The following is a 12,427-nucleotide window of genomic DNA, read 5'->3' on the forward strand; positions in this document are numbered from 1 at the left end:
TGCTACTTACAGCACGCTCATTCAATACCACATTGTTAAAAGCAGGAATCTTCCTACAAATTGTTTTTAAAGAAGGTTATGTCCATGGAATTTCGCTCGAATAGCTATCTGCCTACCCCTGTCGCGGTGCCAGGCAACAGGCACCGAAACTTGAACCTTGTATTGACGCCTCCCGATATCGCCGCCGCGTTTCATGATCAAGACACGCCAGGCCTCATACCGGTCGGTGAACTGTCTCAGCCGTTGGCGGTGGACTTGGTCGTGTGGCCAGCCGCGCGCCCTGATTACACTTACCAACTGCTGTTTGACGGCATAGCGATTGGCCCCCGAAAGCTGATTCTGCCCTCACATGCACCAGGCGATCCGCTGCAGCTGGAAATTCCGTCCGACCTGTTGCTGGAGGGTTTCCACAATGTCGCCTACCTCGTTGTCAACCCGATCAACCAGACAAAACAGGAATCAGACATTTTCCGGATTCAGATTGACCGGACAGCGCCAGGCGCCCCTGAACTTGCCGCCATACAGTTTCCAGCCGAGATCCAGAACGGTCTGACTGCCGCAGAGCTCGATCAACTGGGAGGTCAGCTTGATGTACAGATTGCTGGCTACACCGGTATGGCCAAGCACGACCGCATTCTGACACGGTGGGGAGATATCGTGGGTCCCAGCGCTGTAGTCAACGAAACCGATATGGGCCTGGACAAAGTCTCGGTCACTTTCACACGAGCATTTCTGCAATCTTTGGGGGAGGACGAAAAGCAGGTGTGTTATCAGGTCATAGACCGTGCGGGCAACCCTTCAATCCTGTCGAATACCGTGCCCGTAAAACTGCGACTGCAAGACTTGCCCTCCAATTATCCGGCACCTGTTATTGATCAGGCCGTCGGCGAACTGGTCGATTATCTGGAAGCTCAGGCGGGGGTACGGGTCGACATCCCTCATTATTCGGGCGCCGCAGCGCTTGATAGTATTCAGCTGTTCTGGGGCGCCAATAACCCCTTGACCCCTGTCTCCGTGGCGCCTGGCGACGAAAACGAGGCAGTCCTTTTAACGTTGAAGTTGCCATTCGAGGCCATTGCCCAAGGGCCCCAAGGCAATACTGCGGTGCATTATGAAGTGCTGCGCAATGGCGAATTGATCGGCACTTCGCTCGACGCCCATATCGACGTTTTTACCACGCGCCCTTTCCCCGACCCACTGAACAGCCTGACGGTACAGGGAACGAGCGTACAAAACCCGAACACTCAGGACAACTTCATCGACGAAGACGATTACGAGTTGAACGGTAGAGGTGTGGTGGTCTGGAACACCGGCTTCAAGATCAATGACGACCTGAATCTGTACTGGGGTAATCAGGTAAAACCGCAGTGGTATCAAATACGGTCGAGTGACGTTACAGCAGCAAGAAACCTGATCATTCCGATTGATAACGAACTTATGCAGTTGCAAGGCACCGGTGAAGCCATCCCGGTTTACTTTATTGCCACGCGTACAGGAAACCCGAATAGCATGACTAGCCCGACGCAGCCCGTAACAGTAAGGTCTCGAGAAGAGCAACCCGGCGGCGAGGACGGTTTGACCGGCCCCACCTTCAATCTCACTCCGAACGGAGTACTGGGGCCTAATGAAAACCCGAACGGTGCAGATGTAAAAGTTTCGCGGTATGTAAACATTGCCGAGGGCCAGAAGATCACCTTCACGTTCAAGGGATTCGACGATTCCAACAATCCCATTGAAGCGGCCACTTACATAACGACGCGCAAGCTCGACGAAGTCGATGTTGTGGACGGCCACGTATTCACGGTCCCACAGATTAATACACTCCTTATTTGTACCGGGTTTGCGGAGGCCTCTTATACCGTCGACCCCGTGGAGGGCAGCAATCAAAGCCCAGCGAATTCCACAGTCACTCGCGTGATCGTGCACATGCTTAAACCCACCGACTTTACCTGTCTTAGCCGCTAACCCGTTGCGGGCCCACAAAGCCCGCATCCTGGTTCTGTACTGGAAGTCAACGTACCGAGCCCAAGACACCTAAAAGCAAGGAAAGCACATGTATCACGTATCGACTGAAAGAAAGAACAACTCGCTGCCAGCCCCCGTCATCGCAGCCGCCTTGAACGGCGGAGTATTACCCGTCGACAGTTTGAACACCCCCCTCGACGTAGGGTTGAACGTATGGCAAGGCGCACGCCCGGGCTATACGTATCAACTTTGCTTCGACGAGATGCTTATCGGCCTCAAGAAAGAAATACTGCCGTCGCACAAGCCCGGCGACCCGCTGCATCTGGACATTCCACCCGAGCTGTTGAAGGAGGGCCGCCACTCGGTGGCTTATGCCGTCGAAAACCCGGCTAACATGGTCGTCGAATACTCTGCCGAGACAGCAGTAATCGTAGACCTTACGCCGCCTGGCGACCCACTGCTCGCCCCAATCATTTTTCCGGAACAGACGCAGGACGGCCTGACCTCCGAAGAGCTGGGAAGCCTGGGCAATGTGCTTTCAGGGACGATTGCCGGCTACAACGGCATGCAGGAGGGTGATGTTGTCCACACCTACTGGAATGACGTGCCAGGTCCAATGACCATGGTGAGCAAGGATGACGTGGGTCTGAGGCAGACAGTGGTCGACTTTGCGAGACCGTTCCTGGAGCTGATCGGCGACATTGAGGCGCCGGTTTACTACACGATTACGGACCTCGCGGGAAATCTGTCGATGGCGTCAGAAGCTGTGAACGTGAAGCTGCAGCTCACGCACGCTACGCCCCTGCCTAACCCGACCGTAAAAGAGGCCATCGGCACCACTCTGGATCCGGCCAACGCCTTGTCCGGTGCGACAGTGGTGATCGACGCCACCGCCAATCTGCAAGCCGGCGATCAGGTGATCGTGCAGTGGCAGGGACGCAACGGCAGTGATACCAAGGAAAAGACCCTGACAGGTACAGAAGCTGGCAAAACGCTGGAAGTGCTGTTCGCCGCGGCGTTGGTTACGGCAAACGCCGGGCAGTCGGTCGCTGTCTCTTATGTCGTCAATCGCGTCAACGGCCTGGTGCAGGTCTCAGGCACACTGGCCTTGCAGATTCTGGAAGGACTGCCCGAACTGGTGTTCGATACTTCACCAGTGACGCTGGCAGGCAAGATCTACCTGATCCCGGGAAGGCCGGAAGTGTTGCCGAACTTCCCGGCCGAGACCACCGTTTTGCGTCAGGCCAGCGGCGGGCTCGCGCCTTATCAATATACGTCGAGTGATCCGCTGGTGGTGAACGTGGATGACAATGGCCTGGCCTCCGTTCGAGGCAAGGGCACGGCCACGCTTACCGCAACCGATGCTTTGGGCGCGAGCAAAAGTTGCCTGGTCACCGTGACCGGCGTTATTCATTGCATCGGTGTGGGCAGCGGCAACTTCTCCCAGATGAGCAGCGCTGCCAGTAACCGGGGTGCAAGGATTCCGTCAATTCATGAACTGGTGGAGATCTACGCCCTGTACGGCAATCGCTGGCCGATGGGCAGTGGCAATTACTGGTCATCCACTGTTTCCAGCGCCGGCATCGGGGGCTGGAACTGGTACTACGTAAAAGACATGGTTTCTGGCGGAAACTTCAAGCTGAAAAGTCACAACTCCAGTCTTGGCGTCGGTATCCAATGATCGACAACTGGTGAACCTGTAATCATCAAGCAGGGCGTTACCTGAAAAGGCAACGTCCTGCTTCTATTCATACGCTTTACAGAGTCAGGTCATGCACCGCACAACATCCCCAACCAAACGCTTTTTTCGTCCCGCACCTTGTGAAGGCAGTTTTCACGTCAGCGTCAACAAGCACCCATTCCACGTGCTTTCGCTGGCAGGCCAGCTGACGCTGCGCGCAGAGCTGGAGCAGGCTCCCGAACAATGGATATGGAAGCTGGTCGCCGATGGCAAGGTGGGCTCAACGCGAACCACCATAGGCTTGTTTCTGGACAGCGACCTGAGGCCCGGCAATCACGACCTGGTAGACCATGCCCGGATCAAAGTGATTTACAGCGAAACGCTGCACAGGCAAAACACCCTTTATCACTCGGCACACTTTCAAAGCGGTACGCTGGACCTGTTTGAGGTCAACCCCTGTACCCTTCGCCTGCGAGGACGCTTCCGTTTCAGCATGTCATCGATCAATTTAGACGTCACCAACGGCTTTTTTGACATACGCTGCCAGTGACTCAGGTACGCAAAAATCGGGCGATCACCTGCGCCGACTCGGCCAGGCATTGATCATGGCTGACACCTGCCATTTTCAATGGTTTGAGGTCGTGATTGGCCGTCGGCAGCCAGTGCAGCCGAATGGCGCTGGACAAACTATAAACCTCCACGGTTTCGCGGTTGCCCAATGCATCGCGCTCACCCTGAACGATCAGGGCCGGAGTATTCAGTTCAGCCAGATGCGCAACGCGCGGTTTTTCAGGTTTGCCTGCGGCGTAGAACGGATAACCCAGGCACACCAGCGCATCAACCTGAAGTTCATCGGCAATCAAACTGGCCATTCGCCCTCCCATTGATTTGCCGCCCACCGCCAGACGTCCGGCAATTTTGGGCTGCACACAGCCATAAACGTCTCGCCAGCACTCCAGTAACCGGGCCTGAGGGTTCGGGGGTCGCTTGCTGCCGCCCTGGCGTCGCTGAGCCATGTAGGGGAACTCGAAACGCAAGACGCTGATGCCTTGTGCTGCCAGTTCATCAGCCATGCGGTTCATGAAGTCGCTGTCCATCGGAGCGCCTGCGCCGTGTGCCAGCAGCAAGGTGGCAGGCTGCATACCGTCCAACGGCTGCCCTGGCGTCCATAGCCAGCCTCTTTCACGCACCAATTGCAGCCATTGTTCGGCGGCGATACCGGGCTGTAAGCTTTTGCTCATGCTTGTCTCGTTTTGATAAGTACGGCGTTGGCCGATCACTATAGGCAACTGCGTCAGCAACTGCATGACCAACCGCGATTCAGATACGTAGCGCGCAAGAAGGTGCTGCGGCTTCCCACACCCCTCCTTTCAAAGCTAAACTCGCTGACACGCGTCTGCTGCAACCCTTTGACGCACGTAAACGTGCCTGTGTGTTCCTGCCCCTGCCTTTTCGGTCCGCCTGGATGCTGTTACAGCGCTGCATCGGCTGCCCGATTACGTCTCTGGTCACTATCTGAATCGTGGAAGTCTGCAATGAGTACGACAATCAGCCCGACTGCCTACAACTACACCGTGGTGCGCCAGTTCGCCATCATGGCGGTAGTCTGGGGCGTGATCGGCATGGGCCTGGGTGTGTTCATCGCCTCCCAACTGGTCTGGCCGGGACTGAACCTTGAACTCGAATGGACGACCTTCGGCCGCCTGAGACCGTTGCACACCAATCTGGTGATCTTCGCGTTCGGCGGCTGTGCGCTGTTTGCCACGTCTTATTATGTGGTGCAGCGAACCTGCCAGACGCGGCTGATTTCAGACCGGCTGGCAGCCTTTACATTCTGGGGATGGCAGGCAGTGATCATCGGCGCCATCATCACACTGCCCATGGGCTACACCACCACCAAGGAATATGCCGAACTCGAATGGCCGGTTGCGATTCTGCTGGCTGTGGTCTGGGCCGCTTATGCCGCAGTGTTCTTCGGCACCATCGTCAAACGCCGAACCCGACATATATATGTTGCCAACTGGTTTTATGGCGCGTTCATCGTCGTGACCGGCATGCTGCATGTGGTCAACCACATCTCGTTGCCGGTCAGCCTGTTCAAGTCCTATTCGGCCTATGCCGGAGCGACCGATGCCATGATCCAGTGGTGGTACGGGCACAATGCCGTGGGGTTTTTTCTAACCACTGGTTTTCTCGGCATGATGTATTACTTCGTGCCCAAGCAGGCCGAGCGTCCGGTGTACTCCTATCGCCTGTCCATCGTGCATTTCTGGGCGTTGATCACCCTGTACATCTGGGCTGGCCCTCACCACCTGCATTACACCGCGCTGCCGGACTGGGCACAGTCGCTGGGCATGGTGATGTCGATTATCCTGCTGGTGCCGAGCTGGGGCGGCATGATCAACGGCATGATGACCCTGTCAGGCGCCTGGCATAAGCTGCGCACCGATTCGATTCTGCGTTTTCTGGTGGTCTCGCTGGCGTTCTACGGCATGTCGACCTTCGAGGGGCCGATGATGGCGATCAAGACCGTGAACTCGTTGTCGCATTACACAGACTGGACCATCGGCCACGTCCACGCAGGCGCCCTGGGCTGGGTTGCGATGATCACCATCGGCTCGCTCTATCACATGATCCCGAAGCTCTACGCCCGCCCGCAGATGCACAGCGTCGGCCTGATCAATGCGCATTTCTGGCTCGCCACCGTGGGCACCGTGCTGTACATCACCTCGATGTGGGTCAACGGCATCACTCAAGGCCTGATGTGGCGCGCCGTGAACGACGACGGCACACTGACGTATTCCTTCGTCGAGACCCTGCAGGCCAGCCATATGGGCTACATCGTGCGGGCGATCGGCGGTGCCATCTTCACCAGCGGCATGTTGCTGATGGCCTACAACGTGCTGCGTACCGTGCGCGCATCGGACCCGCAGGCAGCTGAAGCCGCTGAGCGGATCAGCGTCGCGGGGGGCCATGCATGAAACATGAAGTACTCGAAAAAAACATCGGCCTGCTGGCCTTTGTCATGATCATCGCAGTGAGCATCGGCGGGCTTACCCAGATCGTTCCGCTGTTTTTTCAGGACGTGACCCAGCAGCCCATAGAGGGCATGAAGCCACGCAGCGCGCTGGAGGTGGAAGGCCGGGATGTGTTCATTGCCAACGGTTGCGTGGGCTGCCACTCGCAGATGATCCGTCCGCTGCGCGCCGAGACAGAGCGCTACGGGCATTACTCGGTGGCGGGCGAAAGCGTGTGGGACCACCCTTTCCTGTGGGGTTCCAAACGCACGGGACCGGACCTGGCAAGAGTCGGCGGTCGCTACTCGGACGAGTGGCACCGTGCGCACCTGAACAATCCCCGAGACCTGGTTCCCGCGTCGATCATGCCGGCGTACCCGTTTTTGAACGACAAGAAAATCGACACGACACAGACGGCGAAAAAGCTGCAGGTATTGCGTACCCTCGGTACGCCATACACAGACGCCGACATCGCCGGTGCGGCCGCCGCCGTACAGGGCAAGACCGAAATGGACGCGCTGGTGGCCTATCTGCAAGGCCTCGGCACGCTCATCAAGAGCAAGCGGTGATCACGATGGACATCGGAATGATTCGAGGCCTCGGTACGCTGGTGGTGATGGTCGCCTTCATCGGCCTGATGCTGTGGGTGTTCAGCCCTGCTCGCAAGGCTGAATTCGATGACGCCACCCTGCTGCCTTTCGCCGACGACCCCGACGCCATCCGCAAAGTCGAGCACACCGCGACAGACAAGGAAGACAGGCCATGAGCACATTCTGGAGCCTGTACATCACGGTACTGACGCTGGGCACGATTATCGCAATGCTCTGGCTGCTGCTCTCTACGCGCAGAGGCCAGCGTGACGAGCCCACTGATGAAACCGTCGGCGAGTCTTTCGATGGCATCGAGGAGTACGACAACCCGCTGCCCAAGTGGTGGTTTCTACTGTTCATGGCAACCATCGTTTTTACGCTGGGTTACCTGGTGCTGTATCCGGGCCTGGGCAACTGGCAGGGCCTGCTGCCGGGTTACGAGCACCGGGACAAGACCGGTACAGTACAATTTTCCGACGGCCAGCAGGGCTGGAGCAGTGTTCACGAGTGGGAGCGGGAAGTTGCGAGCGCCGAAGCCCGCTATGGCCCACTGTTCGCAAAATACGCTGCAATGCCGGTCGAGGAGGTCGCCAAAGACCCGCAAGCGCTGAAAATAGGCGCGCGTCTGTTTGCGTCCAATTGTTCGGTTTGTCACGGCTCGGATGCAAAAGGCGCCTACGGCTACCCTAACCTGACCGATGCCGACTGGCGTTGGGGTGGCGATGCGCAGTCGATCAAGACGTCGATCCTTGCTGGCCGCATGGGCGTGATGCCAGCCCTGGGTGGCGCGCTTGGCGAACAAGGTGTTCGCGACGTGGCGGCTTACGTGCTGACCCGACTGGACGCCAGGCAACTGCCCGAAAGTGCGCAGGCTGATCCCGTTGCAGGTCAGAAAACCTTCGCCACACTCTGCGCTGCCTGCCACGGCCCGGAGGGCAAGGGGATGCCTGTTCTTGGCGCCCCGGACCTGACACACCCGAATGCGTTCATCTACGGCTCGAGTTTCGCCCAGTTGCAACAAACCATTGGTGAGGGTCGCCAGGGCCAGATGCCTGCGCAGCAAGCGCTGCAGGGCAATGACCGAGTGCATATCCTCGCAGCGTACGTCTACAGCCTGTCTCGTCAGGAGAAGCCGGCCGAGCCCAAATGATGTTGCTCTGCCTTATAGCGAAACCTGGCGTCGTGGAAGTACAAAAAACATCACGACTGCCATTGCCGATCAATCAAGGCTTGGGATCGCACCTCATCCGCATACCGTTCAAAGTCGAATCGTCATTGTTACCCCGATCAACTTCGACACGGGTTTCAAAGCCGGTGGCAACCATTCCGGCGGGACAACGGAACGCTTTCTTCCAGATACCATAAGGAGTGTCGTAGGGTGAAGGCAGATACCCTCCTCCTTCACAGAATAGTCTGACAGAGTCAACGGCAGTGTCGTCCTGATGGTTTCCACTTCCTTGACTAGGCTGCATTTTCAATTGATAACCGACCACTGCCTCGTTTGAAGGACAAAGAGCGTACTCATACCAATGCCCCCAGTTCCCTTCGTTGCTGTGCAATTCTGACCCCCTGAAGCAGTGCATAGCGATCGCATTGACAGCTGTATCGTCACCGCTACCTTGCGACGACTGAGCCCTTATACTGAAACCATTTATGTAGTTTGGCGATGAACACGATGCCGTAACCCCCCAGTTCCCCCAGTGTCCAGTATTGTCATATTCATCGACGGGAGGAACAACAACAGAGTGTTTGAAATACATCGAACCGAGATGTTTAGCGTTTTGAGGATTGTTATTGCTAACAAGCCACGTCTGAAAAGCCTTAGTGCTTTCGTCAATATCAACGATGAGAAATGTCTCATCCGTGGCCGAGCCGCTCAGAAAAACAGGCACATCCCCATATACACTTTGGTACTTTCCAGCACTGGAATGGAAGTGACCCGCAAAGATAGCTGAAACATCGTAGATCTTTAGCAATTGACGAAACCGGGTTAATATTGCTGCCGATCGAGCGTCAGATGAATACGTCCACTCCGCCGGATCGTGCATACCAATAATGATAAATTTTTTCTGATCCCTTGCATTGATCAGCACTCGCTCCAGCCAGGTATTTTGGACCGGCGACTGGATATTGAACTCATACTTTGACTTGAACACCGTCGCACCATTGGAGTAAAACCATTGAGTGTAGGAAGGGTCCAGATTCAACTGAATATACCGCACCTTGCCAAAATCTTTATAGTACCCAAAACTTCCCGAATATCGCTTTGTTTCAGGAAAACCTCCGCCATGGTTAGTACTGTAATCCATATTATTACCACCCATCCGGCCAATGAGGTCATTCATACTGTCTCTGGCGCAACCATTATTTAAACAGCCACCGACGTTGTTTTTATAATCATGATTACCCAGCCCGAAATACCAATTGGTCGACAATATCGAATCCAGTGCTCCGTAAAGAAAGCTTCTTTGCCAACCGTGACCATAAGCTGTCATATCACCATTTATGATGACCGGATTGTTGCCGACCCCTCCCATCGCAGCTGTACGCCATTTCTGTATCGCATTATATTGATTTCTAACGAGATTCTCATCACTGACCTGATTAACCGAGGAGCGGGATTGCAGTGGGACGTCCTGCGATTTCTGGTGCGGCGAAGCACCCAGACCGTCCTCTGCGTTTTTTTCATCCTTTGACCAAGGGTATTGAGGATCAGACGCAAAAATAATATGCCTTATTATATTTTTAGGTGCGGCTTCGCTTGCGTTCACAACAGCGAGTGGACCTTCACTTTTCAAATTCTGAGCACACCCAGACACCCACAGCAGGGTACTGAGCAGCGCACAACAAAAAAACCTGTACGTAGACATTTTAATTTCCTCACACGGACTAAAACATCAGAACCAAAGCGCGAATCTAAAACTTCCGGCGGCCCTTTGGGCTGCACCTATTATTACGAACACCGAGACAATATCTACTATCAAAACTGATAGGTAGGTGTTCGACTATCGGCAATCTATCCTTGAGTAAACACTGACACGATAGTTAATACTCAAATGTTCTAAACAGGCCGCGAGTTCAACCAAGGCAACAACGATGTCAAACAAGAAAGCCGACAATGAAAGCCCGGAGCGGCGAACATCGCAGCCATGCTGATAATGCCGACGGACCCTGATATCGAATTCGAGCCGAACGGGTTGTGCACGGGTTGTCATCAAATCTCGCCCGTTGATCTGTCCTGATGTTCCTGCTTGACACCCACGTGGTGTCCGAACTCAGAAAACGCAACGCCGACGTGAACGTGCTCCATTGGTCGCGAATCCAGCTGGCATCCAGCCTGTTCGTCTCGTCCATCACGATTCTTGAGCTCGAAACAGGTATCCTGCGTATCGAGCGAAATGACCCGACGCAAGGCGCAGCGCTGCGAATGTGGCTGGACCACCATGTGCTGAACGCCTTTGCCGGACGCACTCTGTCGATCGACACTCAGGTTGCAAAACGTTGCGGCCACCTGGACGTTCACGACCCGCGCAGCGAATGCGCTGGGCTGATCGCGGCCACCACACTGTTGCACGTCATGATGCTGGTCACTCGTAATACAGTAGACTTTGAATTCTGCGGAGCCGCCTTGCTCAATCCATGGATCAGCCAGTTGAACGAAGAAACTGCCCATCACTCAAGTGCGTTACTTTGAAAGCGGATGTGAACCTGCCTGACACATATCGGCGAGAGCTACGCAAGCGCCTCTGGACCCATCGATGAGCAACCAGATCCCGGTACACGACATCACCCCGCCCTCCGAAAAAAACGGCGAGTTCATCGATCTCTACGCCTCGCGCAAGAAAATCCACACTCGCGCGTTCAAGGGTTTGTTTCGCAATGTGCGCATAGTAGGCGGCGCAGTGCTGCTGCTCATCTTTTTCGGTACGGTCTGGCTGAATCGAAACGGGCACCAGGCCGTGTGGTGGGACTTGCCTGAGCGCAAGTTCTATATCTTCGGCGAAACGTTCTGGCCGCAGGATTTCATTCTGTTGTCCGGGATTCTGATCGTTGCGGCCTTCGGGCTGTTCTTCATCACGGTGTATGCCGGACGGGTCTGGTGCGGTTATACCTGCCCGCAAAGCGTCTGGACCTGGATGTTCATGTGGTGCGAGAAAGTCACTGAAGGCGACCGCAACCAGCGTATCAGGCTCGACCATGCACCGATGAGCGCCAGCAAATTGCTGCGCAAGTTCGCCAAGCACAGCCTGTGGCTGCTTATAGGTTTTGCCACAGGCATGACGTTCGTGGGCTATTTCTCGCCGATCCGCGACTTGTGTATCGATCTGTTCACCGGTGAAGCAGATGGATGGGTGTATTTCTGGGTCGGCTTTTTCACCCTGGCCACTTACCTGAATGCCGGCTGGCTGCGCGAGCAGGTGTGCATCTACATGTGCCCCTACGCGCGCTTCCAGAGCGTGATGTTCGACAAGGACACGCTGATCATTTCCTACGACCCGCGCCGTGGCGAGCCACGCGGGCCGCGCAAGAAGGAAACCGATCATCAGGCTCAGGGGCTCGGTGACTGCATCGACTGCACTGTATGCGTTCAGGTCTGCCCGACCGGCATCGACATTCGCGACGGCCTGCAGGTTGAGTGTATTGGTTGCGCGGCCTGCATAGACGCTTGCGACACCGTCATGGACAAGATGGACTACCCTCGCGGGTTGATTCGCTACACGACCGAACACAACCTGTCCGGACAACGCACCCACACCTTGCGCCCGCGCCTTATCGGTTATGCATTGGCCCTGCTGCTGATGATCGGGTTGCTGACCACGGCCTTCTGCATGCGCACCCTGGTAGGCCTGGAGGTCAGCAAGGACCGGATGATGTTCCGGGAAAACGCCGAAGGCCGAATCGAAAATGTCTACAGCGTGAAAGTCATGAACAAGGATCAGGTCGATCACACCTACTTGCTGAGCGCCAGCGGCCTGCCTGATCTGAAGCTGCAAGGCTCACGGGAAATCAAGGTTCCGGCAGGTGAAATCATCAGCCTGCCGGTGGAGCTGTCCGTTGCCCCGCAAGCGCTGTCGTCACGCAGTAACGAGGTTGTTTTCACCCTCGAGGACATCGACAGCGACACTCGCGTCAAAACGCCGGGCCGCTTCATCGGCCCTCCTATTCGTTAAGAG

Annotated in this window: 11 protein-coding genes and 1 pseudogene; 10 read left to right on the plus strand and 2 right to left on the minus strand. The window is 55.9% G+C overall.

What is annotated here, in order from left to right:
• Positions 1–84 precede the first annotated feature (84 nt).
• The 3 genes from ALO43_RS14615 to ALO43_RS14625 all read left to right on the plus strand — a co-directional run bounded on the left by ALO43_RS14615 (position 85) and on the right by ALO43_RS14625 (position 4,196).
• Positions 85–1,965 (plus strand): hypothetical protein, encoded by a 1,881-nt coding sequence (locus ALO43_RS14615; protein ID WP_054997757.1) that lies wholly within the window; start codon positions 85–87, stop codon positions 1,963–1,965.
• An 88-nt stretch (positions 1,966–2,053) separates the two neighbouring features.
• Positions 2,054–3,646: a hypothetical protein gene (locus ALO43_RS14620; protein ID WP_024670714.1), complete on the plus strand. Its 1,593-nt coding sequence runs from the start codon at positions 2,054–2,056 to the stop codon at positions 3,644–3,646.
• Positions 3,647–3,737: 91 nt separating this feature from the next.
• On the plus strand, positions 3,738–4,196 hold the full coding sequence (locus ALO43_RS14625) for a hypothetical protein (protein WP_005887431.1): 459 nt from the start codon (positions 3,738–3,740) through the stop codon (positions 4,194–4,196).
• A gap of 1 nt (position 4,197) precedes the next feature.
• Here the strand turns inward: ALO43_RS14625 and ALO43_RS14630 are convergent, their stop codons facing one another.
• On the minus strand, positions 4,198–4,887 hold the full coding sequence (locus ALO43_RS14630; protein WP_024670716.1) for an alpha/beta family hydrolase: 690 nt from the start codon (positions 4,885–4,887) through the stop codon (positions 4,198–4,200).
• A 294-nt stretch (positions 4,888–5,181) separates the two neighbouring features.
• Between ALO43_RS14630 and ccoN the strand changes: the two genes are divergently transcribed.
• The 4 genes from ccoN to ccoP are packed head-to-tail and all read left to right on the plus strand — an operon-like array spanning position 5,182 to position 8,403.
• The gene (ccoN, locus tag ALO43_RS14635; protein ID WP_024690355.1) at positions 5,182–6,627 is read left to right on the plus strand and encodes a cytochrome-c oxidase, cbb3-type subunit I; all 1,446 of its coding nucleotides are present in this window, start codon (positions 5,182–5,184) and stop codon (positions 6,625–6,627) included.
• On the plus strand, positions 6,624–7,232 hold the full coding sequence (gene ccoO, locus ALO43_RS14640; RefSeq protein ID WP_054997720.1) for a cytochrome-c oxidase, cbb3-type subunit II: 609 nt from the start codon (positions 6,624–6,626) through the stop codon (positions 7,230–7,232). The genes ccoN and ccoO overlap by 4 nt, the downstream gene beginning before the upstream one ends.
• A 5-nt stretch (positions 7,233–7,237) precedes the next feature.
• Entirely contained in the window at positions 7,238–7,429 is a 192-nt protein-coding gene (locus tag ALO43_RS14645) for a CcoQ/FixQ family Cbb3-type cytochrome c oxidase assembly chaperone (RefSeq protein ID WP_005887420.1), read from the plus strand.
• Positions 7,426–8,403, plus strand: coding sequence for a cytochrome-c oxidase, cbb3-type subunit III (gene ccoP / locus ALO43_RS14650; protein ID WP_024690357.1), 978 nt, complete (start codon positions 7,426–7,428; stop codon positions 8,401–8,403). Before ALO43_RS14645 ends, ccoP begins: the two co-directional genes overlap by 4 nt.
• 73 nt (positions 8,404–8,476) lie before the next feature.
• Here ccoP and ALO43_RS14655 read toward each other — a convergent pair whose 3' ends face one another.
• Entirely contained in the window at positions 8,477–10,123 is a 1,647-nt protein-coding gene (locus ALO43_RS14655) for a metallophosphoesterase (protein ID WP_024690358.1), read from the minus strand.
• A 258-nt stretch (positions 10,124–10,381) separates the two neighbouring features.
• Between ALO43_RS14655 and ALO43_RS32125 the strand changes: the two are divergent.
• The 3 genes and pseudogenes from ALO43_RS32125 to ccoG form a co-directional block, all read left to right on the plus strand.
• Positions 10,382–10,495 (plus strand): annotated as a pseudogene (locus ALO43_RS32125) (type II toxin-antitoxin system Phd/YefM family antitoxin); the annotation flags it as partial.
• Positions 10,495–10,947 carry a type II toxin-antitoxin system VapC family toxin gene (locus ALO43_RS14660; RefSeq protein ID WP_005887413.1) on the plus strand — a complete coding sequence of 151 codons (453 nt, stop codon included), beginning with the start codon at positions 10,495–10,497 and terminating at the stop codon, positions 10,945–10,947. The pseudogene ALO43_RS32125 and the gene ALO43_RS14660, both read left to right, overlap by 1 nt.
• A 64-nt stretch (positions 10,948–11,011) precedes the next feature.
• On the plus strand, positions 11,012–12,424 hold the full coding sequence (gene ccoG, locus ALO43_RS14665; RefSeq protein ID WP_054997721.1) for a cytochrome c oxidase accessory protein CcoG: 1,413 nt from the start codon (positions 11,012–11,014) through the stop codon (positions 12,422–12,424).
• Positions 12,425–12,427: the final 3 nt, after the last annotated feature.

The organism is Pseudomonas tremae, assembly GCF_001401155.1.
GTDB classification, from domain to species: Bacteria; Pseudomonadota; Gammaproteobacteria; order Pseudomonadales; family Pseudomonadaceae; genus Aquipseudomonas; species Aquipseudomonas tremae.